This is a genomic window from Streptomyces sp. NPDC051310, from assembly GCF_044455245.1.
Lineage (GTDB): Bacteria > Actinomycetota > Actinomycetes > Streptomycetales > Streptomycetaceae > Streptomyces.
This window is the reverse complement of record NZ_JBITEO010000042.1, coordinates 1-18467: the sequence shown is the minus strand read 5'-3', so window position 1 is coordinate 18467 and position 18467 is coordinate 1. Positions and strand designations below refer to the sequence as shown.

The 18467-nt window shown below is 72.7% G+C and carries 16 protein-coding genes and 1 pseudogene; 11 read left to right on the top strand and 6 right to left on the bottom strand.

Going from position 1 to position 18467, the window contains the following annotated elements:
* Nucleotides 1-308 precede the first annotated feature (308 nt).
* Nucleotides 309-674 carry a YbjQ family protein gene (locus ACIA79_RS33290; RefSeq protein ID WP_399432164.1) on the bottom strand — a complete coding sequence of 122 codons (366 nt, stop codon included), beginning with the start codon at nt 672-674 and terminating at the stop codon, nt 309-311.
* Between the two features lie 141 nt (nt 675-815).
* Nucleotides 816-1727 (bottom strand): DUF72 domain-containing protein, encoded by a 912-nt coding sequence (locus tag ACIA79_RS33285; RefSeq protein WP_399432163.1) that lies wholly within the window; start codon nt 1725-1727, stop codon nt 816-818.
* Between the two features lie 141 nt (nt 1728-1868).
* Here ACIA79_RS33285 and ACIA79_RS33280 point away from each other — a divergent pair, with 141 nt between their 5' ends.
* Nucleotides 1869-2021 carry a hypothetical protein gene (locus ACIA79_RS33280; RefSeq protein ID WP_399432162.1) on the top strand — a complete coding sequence of 51 codons (153 nt, stop codon included), beginning with the start codon at nt 1869-1871 and terminating at the stop codon, nt 2019-2021.
* A gap of 154 nt (nt 2022-2175) precedes the next feature.
* Here the strand turns inward: ACIA79_RS33280 and ACIA79_RS33275 are convergent, their stop codons facing one another.
* Nucleotides 2176-3072: a GNAT family N-acetyltransferase gene (locus ACIA79_RS33275; RefSeq protein WP_399432161.1), complete on the bottom strand. Its 897-nt coding sequence runs from the start codon at nt 3070-3072 to the stop codon at nt 2176-2178.
* A 275-nt stretch (nt 3073-3347) separates the two neighbouring features.
* Between ACIA79_RS33275 and ACIA79_RS33270 the strand changes: the two genes are divergently transcribed.
* The 3 genes from ACIA79_RS33270 to ACIA79_RS33260 all read left to right on the top strand — a co-directional run bounded on the left by ACIA79_RS33270 (nt 3348) and on the right by ACIA79_RS33260 (nt 6617).
* Nucleotides 3348-4022: a hypothetical protein gene (locus tag ACIA79_RS33270; protein WP_399432160.1), complete on the top strand. Its 675-nt coding sequence runs from the start codon at nt 3348-3350 to the stop codon at nt 4020-4022.
* A gap of 195 nt (nt 4023-4217) precedes the next feature.
* On the top strand, nt 4218-4793 hold the full coding sequence (locus ACIA79_RS33265; RefSeq protein WP_399432159.1) for a PadR family transcriptional regulator: 576 nt from the start codon (nt 4218-4220) through the stop codon (nt 4791-4793).
* Nucleotides 4794-4889: 96 nt separating this feature from the next.
* Nucleotides 4890-6617 (top strand): acyl-CoA dehydrogenase family protein, encoded by a 1728-nt coding sequence (locus tag ACIA79_RS33260; RefSeq protein ID WP_399432158.1) that lies wholly within the window; start codon nt 4890-4892, stop codon nt 6615-6617.
* 299 nt (nt 6618-6916) lie between these two features.
* On the opposite strand, the gene ACIA79_RS33255 is transcribed toward ACIA79_RS33260, so the two are convergent.
* Nucleotides 6917-8494 carry a helix-turn-helix domain-containing protein gene (locus tag ACIA79_RS33255; protein WP_399432157.1) on the bottom strand — a complete coding sequence of 526 codons (1578 nt, stop codon included), beginning with the start codon at nt 8492-8494 and terminating at the stop codon, nt 6917-6919.
* Between the two features lie 290 nt (nt 8495-8784).
* Between ACIA79_RS33255 and ACIA79_RS33250 the strand changes: the two genes are divergently transcribed.
* A complete protein-coding gene (locus tag ACIA79_RS33250; RefSeq protein WP_399432156.1) occupies nt 8785-9519 on the top strand; it encodes a DUF4232 domain-containing protein in 735 nt (244 codons plus the stop codon).
* Between the two features lie 131 nt (nt 9520-9650).
* Nucleotides 9651-11096, top strand: coding sequence for a glyceraldehyde-3-phosphate dehydrogenase (locus ACIA79_RS33245; protein WP_399432155.1), 1446 nt, complete (start codon nt 9651-9653; stop codon nt 11094-11096).
* Nucleotides 11097-11240: 144 nt separating this feature from the next.
* Here ACIA79_RS33245 and ACIA79_RS33240 read toward each other — a convergent pair whose 3' ends face one another.
* Together ACIA79_RS33240 and ACIA79_RS33235 are read right to left on the bottom strand one after the other, a co-directional pair.
* Nucleotides 11241-11864 (bottom strand): hypothetical protein, encoded by a 624-nt coding sequence (locus ACIA79_RS33240; RefSeq protein ID WP_399432154.1) that lies wholly within the window; start codon nt 11862-11864, stop codon nt 11241-11243.
* Nucleotides 11865-11958: 94 nt separating this feature from the next.
* Nucleotides 11959-14064 carry an RICIN domain-containing protein gene (locus ACIA79_RS33235; protein ID WP_399432153.1) on the bottom strand — a complete coding sequence of 702 codons (2106 nt, stop codon included), beginning with the start codon at nt 14062-14064 and terminating at the stop codon, nt 11959-11961.
* Nucleotides 14065-14622: 558 nt separating this feature from the next.
* On the opposite strand from ACIA79_RS33235, the gene ACIA79_RS33230 reads away from it, so the two are divergent.
* From ACIA79_RS33230 to ACIA79_RS33210, 5 genes and pseudogenes are all read left to right on the top strand, one after another.
* On the top strand, nt 14623-14721 hold the full coding sequence (locus ACIA79_RS33230) for a putative leader peptide (protein WP_399432166.1): 99 nt from the start codon (nt 14623-14625) through the stop codon (nt 14719-14721).
* Nucleotides 14722-14948: 227 nt separating this feature from the next.
* Nucleotides 14949-15509, top strand: a complete 561-nt coding sequence (gene ssuE, locus ACIA79_RS33225) for an NADPH-dependent FMN reductase (RefSeq protein WP_399432152.1) — start codon at nt 14949-14951, stop codon at nt 15507-15509.
* Nucleotides 15510-15838: 329 nt separating this feature from the next.
* Nucleotides 15839-16588: an ABC transporter substrate-binding protein gene (locus ACIA79_RS33220; protein ID WP_399432151.1), complete on the top strand. Its 750-nt coding sequence runs from the start codon at nt 15839-15841 to the stop codon at nt 16586-16588.
* Between the two features lie 5 nt (nt 16589-16593).
* Nucleotides 16594-17323, top strand: a pseudogene (locus ACIA79_RS33215) (ABC transporter ATP-binding protein); the annotation flags it as partial.
* Between the two features lie 135 nt (nt 17324-17458).
* Complete coding sequence (locus ACIA79_RS33210; protein ID WP_399432165.1) at nt 17459-18340, top strand: TauD/TfdA dioxygenase family protein; 882 nt, start codon at nt 17459-17461, stop codon at nt 18338-18340.
* The last annotated feature ends 127 nt before the right edge of the window (nt 18341-18467 follow it).

Below are 18467 nucleotides of genomic sequence, written 5' to 3'. Positions count from 1 at the left end.
GATCTTGAGTGCGGTCGGGTTGTTCTCGACGGCTCCCAGGGGCCGGACGAACAAGGACGGACTCGGTTCGGCTGCGGCCATCACTCGCTCCTGCGACTACGGAAAGCCCGACAGTACCGAGCGTACGGAGGCATGGGCCAGAGGCAGTTCCGCCGAGCGCCGGCTTTCGGCCGATCACCGTGCCGACCCCGTGCCGACGCCCGGTCCGCCGGCGCCACCACGGCGTGCGGACCCGGAGGCCCGGGCCCGTGAACGCCGTCCCGGCTCGGCCAGCCGGCGGCGCGACGCCCCGCGGGACAGGGGCGCGGCTACGCCTTCGTCACCACCACTGCCGTTCCGTACGCACACACCTCCGTGCCCACGTCGGCCGCCTCGGTGACGTCGAAGCGGAACGCCAGAACCGCGTTGGCGCCGCGGGCGCGGGCCTGCTCCGTGAGCCGTTCCATGGCCTGGTTCCGGGTCTCGACCAGCGTCTTCGTCAGGCCCTTCAGTTCGCCGCCGACCATCGACTTGAGTCCGGCGCCGATCTGGCTGCCCAGGTGGCGTGACCGGACGGTCAGCCCGAACACCTCGCCGATCACCTGCTGGACCTGGTGACCCGGTACGTCGTTCGTCGTGACGACGATGATGTCCGACTGGGCCGACTGCCCGCCTCCGTAGTCCTCGATCCCCACGTCGTACCACCTCCTGGTGCCACCTTGGCCCGGCGGGCGGGGGAGCGCACCCGGGGCGGGCCTGCCCGGGTGCACCGCCCGTCCGGAAGGGCCGGCGGACCGGGCAGGGCCGCCCCGGGCCGTGTCCGCAGGATCCGCTCGTCAGCGCGCCGCCACACGGCCCGCCAGCATGTGCTCCATGCACTCCGCGGCGCGAACCGCCGCGTCCCCGCAGCAGTTGTTGAACAGCACGTGCACCTGGCGCGCCCTCTCCGCCATGCCGCGCAGCCGCGGCACCCACGCCGCGAGCTCCCCGGCCGTGTACGCGTGGCGGAACCGGTCCTCCTTCGAGCCCGTGCCCCACGCCGCGTTGCGGCCGTGGAAGCGCACCACGGCGAGTTCCTCCGCGGTGACCGGCGCCACGGGCGGTATCGACACCGACAGTGTCTGCGCCATGTCGACGGCGACCGCCGCCACACCCAGCTCCCGCAGCAGCGCGCATGTGCGCTCCCGCCGGTCGTCCTGCCACCACGACGGATGCCGGAACTCCACGGCCACCGGCCAGCCGCGGGCGCGCTCCCGGCTCTGTCGGAGGAACGCCTCGCCGGCCGTCTCCGCGCGGAACCACGGCGGGAACTGGAACAGCACGCTGCCCAGTCGCCCGGCGGACCGCAGCGGCAGCAGCGCCTCGGCGAAGCGCGCCCAGACCTCGTCGAGCAGCGCCCCGTCCGCGACGCGCCGGCTCCACGTCCGGGTGCCGCCCCGGAGACCGGCCCCGCGGAGCAGCGCGGGGCGCAGGTCCGCGGGCACGGCCTCCGGACGGGTGGGGTGCCCGGTGAGCAGGGAGAAGGCCTTCACGTCGAAAAGGAACCCCGGTGGTGTCCGCTCCACCCACAACTCGCTGTTGCGCGGGCGGGGCAGGCCGTAGTAGGTGGAGTCCACCTCGACCACCGGGAAGCGCTCCGCGTAGTGCCGCAGGCGGCCCTCGGCGTCGCGGCGCCCCGAGGGGTACCAGCCGCTCGACACCAGCGCCTTGTCCGTCCAGGAACACGTACCGACCAGGATGTCACCCATGGGCGTGCGTCTACCCGCCGCCGACCGGACCACCGCGGGTGTCCGTGCCGTGCCGCGGGGTAGGCGGATCAGTGGGCGCGCGAACGCCCCAGGACCGGGACGGACCACACCGGAACGGACAGCACCGGAAGGAGAGGTGGAATGTCGACCGTGATGGCACGCATCAAGCGGTTCACTCGTACGCCCCAGGGGCAGCGGCTGATCAGCGCGACCCGTCGCGCCGCTCAGGATCCGCGGACGCAGGCCCGGGCACGACAGCTCATCGGACGCCTGCGCGGCCGCCGCCGCCGCTGACTGACGGAACGGCAGCAGGAGCGGGTGCGGGGCGCTTCGGGCGCCTCGGTGGAAGGAAGGGCCGGCCGGGCTCGGCCGGCCCGCGGCAAGGGGGACGCGCCCGTCGGCGCGTCCCCCTCGTCGTCTCCCCGTTTCGTCCCCCGATCGGCCGTGCTCAGCCCTCCGCGCCGGGCACCAGGTTGATGCGCTCCTGGACCACCGGGTACCCCGCCTTCGCGAAGTTCGCGGCCATGGGGAAGTTGCCCTGGTCCGTGGCCCCGGCGACGAACTCGGCGCCCTGCTCGGCCAGGAAGTGGGTGCACTCCGCCAGCAGGTCGTACGCGTAGCCCCGCCCGCGCTGCTCGGGGAGGACCCCGATGAAGCCGACGCACGGCCCGGAGGGGTTGTGCGCGGGGATGTGGATGCCGGCCGGCTCCCCCTCGGGGGTGTACGCCATCTGCCACCACGCGCGCGGCGAGGGGCACCAGTGGAAGAAGTCCAGCTCCTCCTGGGCAGCCTGGTCGAGCCCGCCCTCGGCGATCGCGCGCAGCGCGTGCGCGTCCAGTGTCGCCGAGTGGATGCGGCGCAGCGCGTCGAAGAAGACGGCGTCGTCCGGCTCCGGGGCGAAGGTGAGGCGCCCCGGCCGCTCCGGCAGACCGCAGGCCGGGGTCCAGCGGTACATGAACCGCTCGACGAGCACCTCGTACCCGGCGGCCCGCGCGGCCTTCAGGCGGGTCTCGCCCGCGGCGCGGGTCACCGGGTCGCCGCGCCAGCCGGCGGGCAGGTTCAGCTCCAGTTCGACCTGGTGCGGGGCGGTGCGCAGGAGTTCCGCGCCGGCCTCTTCCTCGCCTTCGGCGACGTCGAACCAGTTGATGTTCACCGGGGTGGTGTCATCGGGGCCGCCCCACCAGGCGCCGCGGGCCACGACGTTGCCGTCGCGGAGTGCGACCCGCTTCCACTCGGGACGGTGGGTGGTACGCGCATGGGCTTTCCGCGCGCCGAGGGGGTCGGGCAGGGTGTCGAAGAGATGGGCGTCGCTCGGGCCGAGCGCGCGGACGACCGTATCGGTCATGGGAGGTGTCCTCCGGGAGGCAGTGATGGTGAAGCGCTCCCGGTCAGACCATGGACGCCGGACCGGCGGGAAGGGAGCGCGGGCAACATGAGCGGTACACGGCACTCGCCTCCTTTCCGCTGTCGTGGGCGTCACCGGTCACGTTAGGCGTCCTGGTGCGCGCGTGTCCACAACTTTCCCCGCCACCAGGGCAGTCGGACCGCACGGACCGGTGTGGGGACGGCTCCCCGGTTGTGTGAGGCTGGCTCCCACACCGACCGGAAGGGAACACCACCGTGCACGTACCCAGCCGCCCCGAGGACCTCGACCATCCGGCCCGCCTGTGGGCGCGGGCCGTCACCTTCGCGCTGCTGGAGGGCGCCCGCGACGACGGCAGTCCGGAGCACGTCCTCGACGAGCACGGGCTGTGGTGCCACGCGACGGGTGCGTGCGGCTGGTGGCGGCTCACCGTGCTCGACGAGGAGCGTGCCGTCTTCGTCGGCCAGGACCCGGACGGCAGCCACACGCACGTCGGCGGGGAGCAGATCGACTTCCTGGCGGGCGGTCCCGACTGGCTGCCCTGGGAGCAGCTTCGCGAGGACGCCGAGGGCAATCTCTTCGGCTTCGTCTACTGGTGGGAGAACGGCTCCTGGCACCGCATCCCGTACCCCGAGGAGCTCAGCGAGGACGGCCTGGAGGGCGCGGCGCCCTGGGTGGGCTCCGAGGCGGAGTTCACCGCTCTCGCCGCCTGCCTCGCGGGCGAGGACGGCCGGACCCGTGAGGAGGCGGCGGAGCTGCCCGGAGCCGTGACCCGGTTCCGCGAGCGCGCGGAGGCGCGTACGGCCGACGCGGCGGCGGTGTCGGCGCTCCTCGCAGCGGCGTTCCCGCGGGGCGTGGCGCCCGACCGGCTCGATGCCGCGGTGGACCTGGCCGTGCGGGCAGGCGTCACGGGGGCCGTCCCGGCGGTGTGACGCCAGGGGCGGCAGAGCCGGGCGGCGCCCGCCGGCTGCGGGGCCCGTACCGCGTCCGGGCGGGCCTGCGCCGGCCTCGCGCATCCCGGCGCCGCGGTACGGACGCCCACGGGTCGGACCGCGCCGCGGGTGAGCCGTGTCTCACCCGGGCCCTGCCGCTTGTCTATGCAACGAGTTGCATAAGAAGATCGGGGCATGGCGCTCGACCACGCGATCCTCGTCTCCCTGCTGGAGAAGCCCGGCTCCGGCTATGAGCTGGCCCGGCGGTTCGAGCGGTCCATCGGGTACTTCTGGACCGCCACGCACCAGCAGATCTACCGCGTGCTCAAGCGCATGGAGAGCGACGGCTGGATCGACGTCCGCGAGGTCCCGCAGCAGGGCCGCCCGGACAAGAAGGAGTACTCCGTCGCCGCCCCCGGCCGGGACGCCCTCTCCCGGTGGCTGCACGAGCCGATCGAACCCGAGAGCGTCCGCCACGACCTCGCCGTCAAGATCCGGGGGGCGGCCTTCGACGACCCCGCGGCCCTGATCCGTGAGGTGGAGCGGTACCGGCAGGTGCACTCCGAGCGGCTCGCGCACTACCTGGCGGGGGAGGAGCGCGACTTCACCGGACCGGACGCCCGGGGAGCCCCGGACGGCTCCGCGGCCCCGGACGCCGGCCGGGAGCTCCAGCACGTCGTCCTGCGCGGTGGCATCGCGTACGAGCGGATGACCGTCGCCTGGCTCGACGACGTCCTCGCCACCCTCCGCCGGCTCGGTTCCGGGCAGTGAACCGGGCCGCCCGCCCACCCGCAGGACCGCACCACCTCAGCGCCACACCACCCTCAGCACCACCACCCTCATACCGAGCCGGAAAGGCGGACACCCATGGCCGACCCGCTGCTGTTCAACCCGCGCACGTACGACCCCGCGCACTTCGACCCCGAGACCCGCAGGCTGCTGCGCGCCACGGTGGACTGGTTCGAGGAGCGCGGCAAGCGCAGGCTGATCGAGGACTACCGCTCCCGGGCCTGGCTCGCGGACTTCCTGGCCTTCGCCGCCAAGGAAGGACTCTTCGCGACCTTCCTCACCCCCGCGTCCGCCGCCGAGGGCGCCGGGCAGCAGGACAAGCGGTGGGACACCGCCCGCATCGCCGCCCTCAACGAGATCTTCGGCTTCTACGGGCTCGACTACTGGTACGCCTGGCAGGTCACCATCCTCGGTCTCGGGCCGGTCTGGCAGAGCGACAACGCCGCTGCCCGCGCCCGCGCGGCCGAGCTGCTCTCCCAGGGTGAGGTGTTCGCGTTCGGCCTGTCCGAGAAGGCCCACGGCGCCGACATCTACTCCACCGACATGCTCCTGGAGCCGGACGGCGAGGGCGGCTTCCGGGCCACCGGCTCCAAGTACTACATCGGCAACGGCAACGCCGCCGGGCTCGTCTCCGTCTTCGGCCGCCGCACCGACGTCGAGGGCCCCGACGGCTACGTCTTCTTCGCCGCCGACAGCCGTCACCCGGCGTACCACCTGGTGAAGAACGTCGTCGACTCCTCCAAGTACGTCAGCGAGTTCCGCCTGGAGGACTACCCGGTCGCCCCGCAGGACGTCCTGCACACCGGCCGCGCCGCCTTCGACGCCGCGCTCAACACGGTCAACGTCGGCAAGTTCAACCTGTGCACCGCTTCGATCGGCATCTGCGAGCACGCCATGTACGAGGCCGTCACGCACGCGCACGGCCGCATCCTCTACGGGCGGCCCGTCACCGCCTTCCCGCACGTGCGCCGCGAACTGACCGACGCGTACGTCCGCCTCGTCGGCATGAAGCTGTTCAGCGACCGCGCCGTCGACTACTTCCGCTCCGCGGGCCCCGACGACCGCCGCTACCTCCTCTTCAACCCGATGACCAAGATGAAGGTCACCACGGAGGGCGAGAAGGTCATCGACCTGATGTGGGACGTCATCGCCGCCAAGGGCTTCGAGAAGGACAACTACTTCGCCCAGGCCGCCGTCGAGATCCGGGGGCTGCCGAAGCTGGAGGGCACGGTCCACGTCAACCTCGCGCTGATCCTCAAGTTCATGCGCAACCACCTGCTCGACCCCGTCGCGTACGAGCCCGTCCCGACCCGGCTCGACGCGGCCGACGACGCGTTCCTCTTCCGCCAGGGGCCGGCCCGCGGGCTGGGCTCCGTGCGCTTCCACGACTGGCGTCCCGCTTTCGACGCGTACGCCCACCTGCCCAACATCGGCCGCTTCCGGGAACAGGCCGACGCCCTGTGCGAGTTCGTCACCACCGCCGCCCCCGACGAGGAGCAGAGCCGTGACCTCGACCTCCTTCTCGCCGTCGGGCAGCTGTTCGCGCTCGTGGTCCACGGCCAGCTGATTTTGGAGCAGGCGCGGCTCACGGACCTGGACGAGGACGTGCTGGACGAGCTCTTCGCCGTCCTCGTCCGCGACTTCTCCGCGCACGCCGTCGAGCTGCACGGCAAGGACTCCGCAACGGAGCAGCAGCAGCTCTGGTCGCTGGGCGCCGTCCGCCGTCCGGTCGTGGACGAGGCGCGCTCGGCGCGGGTCTGGGAGCGCGTCGAGGCGCTGGCCGGCGCCTACGAGATGGCGCCCTAGCCTTCCCCCTTCGCGGCGGAACCGGGACGTCCCCCCCCCGGGGGGGGGGGGGGGGGGGGGGGGGGGGGGGGGGGGGGGGGGGCGGGGGGGGGGGGGGGGGGGGGGGGGGGGGGGGCGGGGGGTCGGGGCGCGCGCCGCGGCGCTGGCCGGCGCAAACGAGATGGCGCCCTAGCCTCCCCCCAACGCGGCGCACCCGGGACGACCCCCCCCCCCCCCCGCCCCCGGCCGTCGGCTGGGGCCGCGGCCGGGGGCGGGGGCGGAGCCATGCGGGGACCTCCACGGCCGCGGGCCGTACGGCGTCAGCCCTCGCCCGTCTGGTGCGGCTCCCAGGCGCTCGCACCCAGGGGGAACTGGTAGGCCGGCAGCTTCGCGGCCGCGCTCGTGGTGAACGGCCGTCCGCTGTCGTCCAGCCGCAGCGTCCCGCTCCGGCCGCCGCTGCTCCACTCCAGCTCCAGGTACCAGCGCACCGTCCGGTCGGCCGTGTGCGCGCTGATCTTCAGGACGTGCGGATCGTCGGCGGACACCTTGTACGGGAAGTCCGTCGCCGGCAGGAACCGGTCGCCCTGGTACCCGGCCACCGGCACCGGCCGGGGCCGCGCCGCGTCCAGGTCGACGTCCAGGCTCTGCAGACGCACCTCCCCGCCGCAGCCGACGCCCATCACATACGCGTTCCCCGGGAGCGGCTCCGCCTTCTCGAGCGTGCGCACGTGCAGGTCCTTGAGGACCACGGTCTCCTTGCCGGTGCCCTGGAGCACCACCTCGATCAGCATCTCCGACGCGGGTGCACCCCCCAGGGCGGTGACCCAGCCGCGGGCGTCCTGCATGGACGGCGGCGGCGGGACGGCGCCGGGCGGCCGGTTCACGACGTACGCCTGGCTGCACGGGTCCTTCCAGATGTACGGGCGCACATCCGCCGTCAGCGGTGCGGGCGCAGCCTGCCGCTGCCCCGTCCCGTTCCCGGAGCCGTTCCCGGCACCGGCCCCGTTCCCGGACGGCGTCGGGGTGGCGCGGGTGCCGCGCGCACCGCCGGAGGGAGCCGGAGCGGCGCTCGCCGGCGGCGTCACGGGCGTCGCCCGGGCGACGGGCGGGCCGCTCGCGGCACGGCCCCCGGCACTGCTTCCGGCAGCGCTTCCGGTACCGGACGGCACCGGGGCGTCCGGCGCCGTCGGAGCCGGGTCCTCCCACGCGACGACGGACGTCCCGCTCACCGCGAAGGCGACACCGGACGCCGTGAGGAGGACTCCGGCGGCCACGGCGGCCAGCGTGCGCAGCCGGCCGCGCCCGCGAGCCGCCGGTGCGCCGGCGGACGCCGGCAGGTCCGGGACGGGACCGCCGGGCCCGGCCGGCGCCCCGGCAGCCGGGCCGCCGACGGGCGCGGGGTCACCCACGGGCCCGGCCCCGCCGGCCGGTGCCGGCGGCCAGGCCACCGCGGACGGGCCGGGTTCCGCAGGCGAGCCGGGTTCCGCCGTGGCGCTCGGTTCCGGCGTGCCGCTCCCTTCCGTCCGTGCGCTCGCTCCCGCCTGTGTGCTCGGTTCCTCCGGTGCACCGGGTGCCGCCGGAGCGGCGGCAGCCTCCTCCGGCGCCGCCGCGCCGCCCGTCCGCCCCCGGCGCCGCGCCTCGTCCGCGACGATCCAGGCGCGGTGCAGCCGTACGAGCTCCTCACGGTCCGCTCCGCACAGCCGCGCGAAACGCTCCACGGGGGCGAACCCGGTCGGCACGGCGTCACCGTTGCAGTAGCGGTGGAGTGTCGACGTGCTCATGTGCATCTGCTTGGCGAGCGCGCCGTAACTGCGCCCGGATCGCTCCTTCAACTCGCGCAGAAGGCCCGCGAAGCTTTCGGTCCCGGTCCCCACCCCGTGTGTTCCTTTCGTTCGCATCCCCTGGGACGTGTTCCTGGAACGCATTCCAGGGGATGTGTGTTTCCCCAGGTCGAGCCTGGTACGGGCGTTCCAGCCTTCCGCATTGTCGCCGCCGGATGGCGGGGACGACGAACAGCACAGCATGGTGTGTTCAGCCATCCGGGCCGCAGTACGGCGACGGGTGGGGCGCACCGCGTCCCACCCGTCGCACCCGGCCCCGGCCGTGGCAGCGCGCTCGCATTCCCGCGGGACGGGCGCTGACCGATCGTCACGGCCCCCTCCACACCGACGGGAAGCAAGAGATCACCATGCGTACGCACACCCTCCGTACCTCGGCCCTCGTGGCCACCGCCCTCGCAGCCGCGCTCGCCACCACCGCGTGCGGATCCGGGAGTTCAGGAGCGGAACGCTCCGCTTCAAGTGCACCGCAGACCGGCGTGTCCGCCCCCTCCGCGCCGGCCGCCTCAGCATCCGGCCGCCCGACCGGGACCGGCGGTGACCGCGCCCCGGGCGCGGCGGCGCCGCGCCCCGACAGCAAGGGCAAGGGCTCCCCGGCGAGCGACCGCGAGGCGGGGAACAGCGGCGCCGCCGGTGGTACGGACGGCGCCGGCGGTCCGCTCGCCACCTGCACCGGCGCCAACAGCGCCGTCGACGTCAAGCGGCCCGCCCGCCCCATCAACCACCTGCTGCTCACGACCACCAACCGGGGCTCCGTACCCTGCGACCTGTACGGCGCACCGCTCCTGCGGTTCGACGGTGACCAGGCCGCCACCGCCGTCGACGACAGCACCCGCGGACACAGTGTGATCCGGCTCGGCCCGGGGGAGTCCGCCTACGCCTCCGTCGTACTGGCCGGGGAGCGGACCGGCAGCGAGGTCAACGGCCGCACCGTGGCGCGGCTCGCCGTGCTGTTCGCCCCGCGCGACGGTTCCGGCTCCACCGGCCCGTCGGTGCGCCTGACGCTCCCGGCGGACACCTACAAGACCGACGACGCGACCGTCACCCACTGGATGAGCGACCTGGACGAGGCCCTCGCCCACTGAGCCGACGGACAGGGGAAGGGGTACGGCATACCGGGGCATATCACGCCGAACCCCTATACCTTCACCCGGGTGAATGATCGAACGGGCGACGGGTTAGCATATGAGCGCCGCCTAGCTCGAAAGATACGCCTGTGACTGTCAACGACGACTCGTTCACCAACTGGAAGAACCGCGAGGAGATCGCGGAGTCGATGATCCCGATCATCGGGAAGCTGCACCGGGAGCGGGACGTCACCGTCCTCGTCCACAGCCGCTCCTTGGTGAACAAGTCGGTGGTCAGCATCCTCAAGACCCACCGATTCGCACGTCAGATCGCCGGTGAGGAGCTCTCCGTCACCGACACGCTGCCCTTCCTGCAGGCCCTCACCACGCTCGACCTGGGGCCGTCCCAGATCGACATCGGCATGCTCGCCGCGACGTACCGGAGCGACGACCGCGGGCTGTCGGTGGAGGAGTTCACCGCCGAGGCCGTCGCGGGTGCCACCGGCGCCGACAAGATCGAGCGCCGCGAGGGCCGTGACGTCGTCCTCTACGGCTTCGGCCGCATCGGCCGCCTCGTCGCCCGCCTGCTCATCGAGAAGGCCGGCTCGGGCAACGGCCTGCGCCTGCGCGCCATCGTCGTCCGCCAGGGCGGCGACCAGGACATCGTCAAGCGCGCCTCCCTGCTGCGCCGCGACTCGATCCACGGCCAGTTCCAGGGCACGATCACCGTCGACGAGGCGAACAGCACGATCATCGCCAACGGCAACGAGATCAAGGTGATCTACGCCAACGACCCGACCGAGGTCGACTACACGGCGTACGGCATCAAGGACGCCATCCTCATCGACAACACCGGCAAGTGGCGCGACCGCGAGGGGCTGTCGAAGCACCTGCGGCCGGGCATCGACAAGGTCGTCCTGACCGCGCCGGGCAAGGGCGACGTCCCCAACATCGTCCACGGCGTCAACCACGACACCATCAAGCCGGACGAGCAGATCCTGTCCTGCGCCTCCTGCACCACCAACGCGATCGTCCCGCCGCTGAAGGCGATGGCGGACGAGTACGGTGTGCTGCGCGGTCACGTGGAGACCGTCCACTCGTTCACCAACGACCAGAACCTGCTGGACAACTTCCACAAGGCCGACCGTCGCGGCCGTTCCGCGCCGCTCAACATGGTCATCACCGAGACCGGTGCCGCGTCGGCCGTCGCCAAGGCGCTGCCCGACCTCAAGGCGCCGATCACCGGCAGCTCCATCCGCGTTCCCGTGCCGGACGTCTCGATCGCGATCCTCAGCCTGCGGCTCGGCCGCGAGACCACCCGCGAGGAGGTCCTCGACTACCTCCGCAACGTGTCGCTGACCTCGCCGCTCAAGCGCCAGATCGACTTCATCACGGCACCCGACGCGGTCTCCAGCGACTTCATCGGCTCCCGCCACGCCTCGATCGTCGACGCCGGCGCCACCAAGGTCGACGGCGACAACGCCATCCTCTACCTGTGGTACGACAACGAGTTCGGCTACTCCTGCCAGGTCATCCGGGTCGTCCAGCACGTCTCCGGGGTGGAGTACCCGACCTACCCGGCCCCTGTGGCCTGATACCGGCGTACCGCCGGTCCGGCGCCCCGGTAGCGGGACGCCGACGGGGCGGCAACCGATGCCGATCGGCATCGGTTGCCGCCCCGCCGCCGTTCGCGCCGTTGCCGACGGCCGGTATCGCTGACGAGGCGTCGGCGGACCGGGTCACCGCCGGGAGCGGGACCCGCGTCGCCGTACGACGAGGAGGGCGGCGGCCCCGACGGCCGCCAGAGCGGCGGCGGCGGCAGCCGGCACCGTCCACGGCGTCCCCGCCCCGCTGTCCGCGTCCGCGGCCGCCGCGGGAGCGGACGCTCCGGAGACGGACGGGGCGGACGGTCCGGCGGCGGACGGCCCCGAGGTCGGCGGCCCCGGGGCGGGCGGTCCGGAAGCGCGGGCCGCGGACGCGGGTGGCGCGGCGGGCACCGTGATGTCCGCCTCGTCCCGGCCGAGGGCCGGGTGTCCCGCCTCCACCGTGACCTTCCACCGGCCGGGCGGCAGCGCCTGTGCCGTGGTGAAGCGCTTGGCGTCGGCGGGGTCGCGGAGAAGGATCCACGGCCCGGCCGTGCGGGTTCCGTCGGCACTGACGGCACTGACGGTGGCGGCGACCCGCTCGTCGACGGCGTCCGTGTCGTTCTCCCAGGTGACCAGGGCCGTCACATGTCCCCGCTCGTGTCCGGCGATGTCGACGGCCAGGGTGCCGCCGTGAGCCACGGCGGTGCCGGTGCCCAGGGCGGTCACGGCGGCCACCGCCAGAGCGGCGGCAGCGGCCGCCGAACGCGTGGTGTGCACAGTCGTCCTCCGAGGAGAAGTGGGGGAAGTGGGCCGACGGACGGCGGTGTGCCGTCCGTCGGCCGTCATCGCCGGCCGGAGCCGGCGGCCGGAATCAGGCGGACTTCTGCAGCGTCCAGACCTGCGCGGGGCCGGCGACCGCGTGCTGGAGCTCGATCAGCCACGAGCCGTAGTACGGCCGGTTGCTGACGCCGAGGACGTAGCGGCTCGAACCGGCGGTGATGGTCACGCCGTTGCCGTTCGGGGTGAGCTTCCACTGCTGCGCGGCGACACCCGCACACGGCTGCTGGGAGACCCACATGCCCGGGCCGGCCGTCCCGCCGGTCTGGAGGCACTTGCCCGACGCGGCCGAGCGGAGGCGGCTGAAGCCGTTGCCCGCGTCGTCGACGTACCACTGCTGCTGTGCGTAACCGTTGCGCTGGGACCCGACGAGGACGGTCCCGTCGGCGGTCCGGCCGCCCCAGATCTCCGCTGCCGTACCGGTGGCGCCGTTGGTGAGCAGGTAGCGCGTGTGGGGAGTGGCGCCGCCGCCGCTGCCGGCGGTGCGGAAGGCCGTGGCCCTGCCGGGACCGGTGTCACGCCCGGACGTGTTCCGTACGGAGACGGCCAGGGTGTAGTCGGTGCCGGGCTTCAGGTTGTAGACCCGGGCGCTGGTCGTCTGCACCCATCCGAGGGGCTTGCCGTCGAGGAACAACTGGTACCAGGCGGCGTTGTCGGCGGCCTTCCAGGTGGCCACCACGGAGTCCGGTGCGATCTGCCCCACGGTGACCGTGGGCGCCGTGGAGGGCCCGGTCGTCGGCCCGCCCGTCGGGGTGGGTCTGGGGGTGGGCGTCGGATCGGGCTGGGTGGTGCCCCTGTTCCGCATGAGGAACTGGTTGTCGGCGATGTTCCAGTGCGTGGCGAGGTAGCTGCCGGGCCGCGGACTGGTGTGGAAGTAGTCGTCGTGGTTGCAGTCCAGCCGGTTCTCGTAGGCGCCGTCCTGGCAGATGGAACGCATCCGCGGGTAGTACGGGCTGTCCGAGTAGCACATCACGTCCCACTCGTCGGTGCAGTGGGCACCGCGGCTGGTGTTCGGTGCGCTGTTGTTGACCGCGCCCAGATTGTGGCCCAGTTCGTGGGCGGCGGTGTGCCCGCCCCAGCAGCCGGTGTCCGTACGGCCGTAGGAGGGGCCGAAGTTGCTGAGGTTGCTCGGGCCGGGCCGCTCGTCGCCCGCGAAGGTGCCGATGCCGCAGTAGACCTGCGCGTCGGCGAAGATCATGTACTTGCGGTCACGGCGGTCCAGACCCCTGGCGGCGAGCGCCCGGTTCATGGCACTGAACTCGGCCATCGCGGACTCGGGGAGCTCGATGTTCAGCACCGTCGGTACGCAGTCGGAACCGGTCACGTAGCGGATGTGCCGCACACCGCCGGTGTCCTTGGCGCTCTCGGAGAAGATCAGGTCGGCGTCGGCCGACCACTTGCGGAACGACGGCAGGTAGGTCGCGTACCGGTCCTTCCCCGGGGCGTGGACGTAGACGACCTGGACGCGGTTGCCGCTGGTGCCGTCCCCGTCGCACTGCACCGTCTGGCCGGCGGGGCCGTTGGCGTTCGCCGTACGGGAACCGGAACCGGAACCGGAACCGGAGCCCGGGCTCCTGGCGGACGGCGGGCCGCCCGCCTTGGGGGCGGTGGCGTCCAGCGCCGGCGTGGCGGTCCGGGGCAGTTCGGTACCGGAGGGCTTGGAGCCGGAAGACTCGCTGCCGGCACCGTCGCGCTCCGGCTCGTCGGCGGCCGGGTCCTCGGCCGGGACGGACGCCTTCACGGCCGGAGGCGTGTCCTTCTTGATGTCGACGCCCTTCGGCGGGGCGTCCGGGCCGTGGGTGCAGTGGCCGGCCGTGGTCCGGTAGACGCCGGCGCACGGATCCCCCTCGGGCGCGGGTGTCAGGCCTTCGTAGACGAGACCCCGGGCGGGCTCGCTCTTCGGCTTCTCGGTGAGGGGTTCGGGCTCCTTCTCCCGCGTCGGCCCGGCGGCCGGCTCGGGGGCCGCGGTCGGCGTGTCCGCCGGCTGCGCCAGCGGCAGCGGGCGGTCCGTCCCGGCTGCCGGCCGGGTGACTTCGTACGCCACGCCTCCCACGACCGCCATGGCCGCGACGGCGGCCGTCGCGAGTATGAGCCCGCGGCGCTTACGGCGCTGCGGCTGCAGTCTTCGACGTCCTGACAAGTGGCACCTCTTCCTTGATCGGAGAACGGTGCGCGGAAGCTTGCCAGAACCTCGGCCGGGAAAAATCAGACATAGAGGGGTCAAAGAATATGTGCGTTCCGTTACCTGATGGTTCGAAATGACGACACATCAAAAACCTTGCAAGGAACGGTTGTTGGGGTGTGGACCAGTGATTGGTCTAGCCCTTTTTAAGCTCCTCGTTATCCGATCGAGATGTGGGGAAGTCCTATTTGACTTGCTGTCAGCGGAATCTCTCACTCCAAGGAATTCCCGCCCTCACGCATGGTGCTCGTTCCTCAACGATCACTTGGGGAGCGCATAAGGACGGCTGATACGCCGCGGTCGGACGGCCGTCCGACCGTCCGGCCGAGCGGCGGCGGAGGAGACCGGGCAGGCGGGCCCCGCAGGGGCGTCCCTCGCCGGGGGAGGGGGGAGCCGGTCCTGCCTGCACGGCGGGGCGCTTTGTGAACGGCGTGCTTCACGCACGTGGCGGGCAAATCAGAACATGAGACGCAGTGGGTTTCCGCATTGACGTGGCTGATTCGCGCTGCCAGCCTCATGGACGTGAGCCAGTCAGCGAACTTCTCCGCGCGGCGGCATGTCGATCTTCGACGGCACGCCAGCGCCCTCTGCGCGTTCGATCTCTGCGGCTGTTAGGCGTCCCCCGCGGGGCCGCCCCGGCCCGCCGCGTACGCCGTCCCCCTCCCCGCTGCGTGTGGCATTGCCACCGCGGCGGTACCGGTGAGCTCCTCCTTTCCGCTCCCCTTTTCCGCTCGCCTTTTCCGCGCCTCCTTTTTTCACCTTCCCCCTTTTCCGTTTCCTTCTCCGCGGCATCGTCCCGTGGTCCCGGCACCGCGCTGCCGTCACTCCCCCTGGAGGTCGTCTTGTCGTCCGTCGTCGCCCTTTCCGGGAGTCCCTCCGCCGACTCCCGCACCGCCCGCGCGGCGGAGTACGTCCTGCGCCGGCTGGCGGCCGGCGGGCAGACCGTCGAGCACATCGCGGTACGGGCTCTGCCCGCCGCCGAGATCCTCACCGGGTCGGCCGCGCACCCGGAGCTGCGGCTCGCGCTGGAGACGGTGGCCCGCGCCGAGGGCGTCGTCGTCGCCACGCCCGTGTACAAGGCCTCGTACAGCGGTCTGCTGAAGGTGTTCCTGGACCTGCTCCCACAGTCCGGGCTGGCGGGGAAGACCGTGCTCCCGCTGGTGACCGGCGGCAGCCTCGCCCACCTGCTCGCCATGGACTACGCCCTCCGCCCGGTGCTCTCCGCGCTCGGCGCCCACCACGTCGTCCCCGGGGCGTTCGTGCTCGACAGCGCCATCCAGCGTGCCGGGGCGGTCGGCTGCCGCATCGAGGCGGAGGCCGAACTGCGGCTCCTCCAGGCCGTGGACGGCTTCGCCCATGCGCTCACCGGCCGCGGGCCGCTCGCCCTCGCCACCGCTTCCTGACTCCCCGCCCCTCCTCCTCCAACAGGACGTTCCCATGAGCACGTTGTCACCACTGAACCGGCGCCACTTCCTCGGCCTCGTCGGCCTCTCCGCGGGGGTGGCGGCCGGCTGCGGCACGGCCGCGGGCGGCAGCCCGTCCGGCAAGGGCGGCACCAAGACCCTGCGCTACCAGGGCTGGACCGGCCAGGTCACCGTGCCCGAACCGGCCGAGGACCTCGACTTCCTGCGGGACGTGAAGCTGGGGTCGGCAACACCATCAGCGGCCCCAGGACATCCAGTCGGCGGCCACCGGCGAGACCGACTTCGGCGGCGCCTTCAACGGCGCGGTCGTGAAGCTCGCGGCCAACGGCGCGCCGATCAAGTCCGGCATCAGCTACTACGGCTCCGACGAGAACGCCTACAGCGGCTACTACGTACGCGCCGACAGCCCGATCCGCACCGCCCGTGACCTCATCGGCAAGAAGGTCGGCATGAACACCCTCGGCGCACACTCCGAGGCCATGCTCGACATCTACCTCCAGCGGGGCGGCCTCCTTGCCGCGGACGCCGACAAGGTGGAGCCGCTGGTCGTGCCGCCGGTGAACACCGAGCAGTCCCTGCGGCAGAAGCAGATCGACGCCGCCGTGCTGAGCGGAGTGCTGCGGGACAAGGCCCTGGCGGGCGGAGGGCTGCGGCAGCTGTTCACCGACCACCAGCTCCTGGGCTCCCTCAGCGCCGGGACCTACGTGATGACGGAGCGGTTCATCCAGCAGAACCCGGACACCGTACGGACGTTCGTCACCGGTGTGGGCCGGGCGCTCGACTGGTCGCGCACCACCCCGCGGGCGGAGGTGATCGCCCGCATGACGCGGATCGTGAAGATGCGCGGACGCAACGAGGACACCGGGACGCTCCGGTACTGGAAGTCGTACGGCGTGGCCGAGCCCGGCGGGCGGATCACGGGCGAGGACCTCCGGCTCTGGATCGACTGGCTGGCCGACCGCGGGGACATCGACCGCGGCCGGGTCCGGCTCGACGCCCCCTACACCAATGACTTCAACGCTCCGGCGCCGGCGACACCGGCACCGAGGGGGAGGTGAGACCCATGTCCGAACCCGTGACTGCGCACCCGGCCAGGATCGTGTTCGACGGAGTGCGGAAGGACTTCCCCGTCAAGGGGAAGAGCGGCGGCCGGTCCTCCGTCACCGCCCTCGACGGCATCGACCTGACCGTCGGCGCGGGCGAGTTCCTCGTCGTCGTGGGCCCCAGCGGATGCGGCAAGTCCACCTTGCTGGACCTGCTCGGCGGTCTGGCCCGGCCCACCTCGGGCCGCATCCTGCTCGACGGCTCACCCGTCACCGGACCCGGACTCGACCGGGGCATCGTCTTCCAGCAGTACGCGCTGCTGCCCTGGCGCACCGCCCAGGGCAACGTCGAGTTCGGACTGGAGGCCACCGGCGTCCCCCGCCGCGAACGCGCGGCCAGGGCAGCTGAGTTCCTGGCCCTGGTGGGGCTCACCGGCTTCGAGGGACGCCATCCGCACGAGCTCTCGCGGCATGCGGCAGCGGGTCGCCATCGCCCGCAGCCTGGCGTACGACCCGGACGTGCTGCTGATGGACGAACCGTTCGCGGCGCTGGACGCCCAGACCCGGGAGTCCCTCCAGGACGAACTGGTACGTATCTGGCAGCGCACCGGCAAGACGGTCGTGTTCATCACGCACGGCATCGACGAAGCCGTCCGCCTGGGGCAGCGCGTGGCGGTGATGACCTCCCGGCCCGGCCGGATCAAGGAGGTCGTACCGATCGACCTGCCGTCCCGCACGGCCGCCGACAACCCCGCCATGACCACCACGCCCACCGCGTCCGCTGCACGCACCGCATCCACCACGCCCACCGTGTCCGCTGCACCCACCGCGCTCACGGGCCCCGCCACGACCGCCGCACCGGGCGCGTCTCCCGCAACGGCGGACCTGTCCGTCCGCCGCATCGGCGGGCGCATCGGCGCCGAGGTCCACGGCGCCGACCTGGCCGGCGACCTCGCGCCCGAGGTCGTCTCGGCGATCAACGCCGCGCTGCTGGAGCACAAGGCCCTCGTCTTCCGCGGCCAGCACCTCGACGACGCCGGCCAGCTCCGGTTCGCCTCGTACTTCGGGCAGCTGACCACCGCCCACCCCACGGTGCCGTCGGCCGACGGGCAGTCGAACATCCTCCCGGTGGACGGCGACGAAGGCATCCGCGCCAACCACTGGCACACCGACGTCACGTTCGTCCGCACACCGCCGAAGGCCTCCACCCTGCGCGCCCTCGTCGTCCCGCCGTACGGCGGGAACACGCTGATCGCCGACTCGGCCGCCGCCTACCGGGACCTGCCCGGGCCGCTGCGGGAGCTCGCCGACCGGCTGTGGGCGGTGCACACCAACGCGTACGACTACGCCGAACCGAAGAACGACAAGGCGGCGGAGTACCGCAGGCAGTTCGTGTCACGCCGCTACCGCACCGCCCATCCGGTGGTGCGCGTCCACCCGGAGAGCGGTGAACGGGGCTTGTTCATCGGCGGATTCGCCCAGAGTCTCGTGGGCCTCGGCCCGTCCGAGTCGCGTGACCTCCTGCGCATCCTCCAGGCGTACGTCACCCGGCCCGAGAACCTGGTGCGCATCTCCTGGAACCCCGGCGACCTGGTGCTGTTCGGCAACCGCATCACCCAGCACTACGCCCCCGACGACTACGGCGACCAGCCGCGGCTGCTGCACCGCGTCACCGTCGCCGGTGATGTCCCGGTCGGCGTCGACGGCACCCCGAGCTACGCCGTCGAGGGCGACGACGCGGCCCACTACACGCCGACGGCGGCCTGACTCGCCCGATCGCCCAGCCTCCTCGGGGGGGGGGGGGCCCCCCCGGCCCCCCCCCCCCGGGGGAGAGACTTTACACCCTCCCACAACCGACGGACATGATCCAAGCTGGTGGTCGCGTCTGCGACAA

Bases quoted from the DNA above. Each gene is read 5' to 3' on its own strand.
- ACIA79_RS33260 (WP_399432158.1), top strand. From the start codon at position 4,890: ATGGCCGACCCGCTGCTGTTCAACCCGCGCACGTACGACCCCGCGCAC.
- ACIA79_RS33255 (WP_399432157.1), bottom strand. From the start codon at position 8,494: ATGCGAACGAAAGGAACACACGGGGTGGGGACCGGGACCGAAAGCTTC.
- ACIA79_RS33230 (WP_399432166.1), top strand. From the start codon at position 14,623: ATGGACGTGAGCCAGTCAGCGAACTTCTCCGCGCGGCGGCATGTCGAT.
- ACIA79_RS33275 (WP_399432161.1), bottom strand. From the start codon at position 3,072: ATGACCGATACGGTCGTCCGCGCGCTCGGCCCGAGCGACGCCCATCTC.
- ACIA79_RS33250 (WP_399432156.1), top strand. From the start codon at position 8,785: ATGCGTACGCACACCCTCCGTACCTCGGCCCTCGTGGCCACCGCCCTC.
- ACIA79_RS33265 (WP_399432159.1), top strand. From the start codon at position 4,218: ATGGCGCTCGACCACGCGATCCTCGTCTCCCTGCTGGAGAAGCCCGGC.
- ACIA79_RS33280 (WP_399432162.1), top strand. From the start codon at position 1,869: ATGTCGACCGTGATGGCACGCATCAAGCGGTTCACTCGTACGCCCCAG.
- ACIA79_RS33285 (WP_399432163.1), bottom strand. From the start codon at position 1,727: ATGGGTGACATCCTGGTCGGTACGTGTTCCTGGACGGACAAGGCGCTG.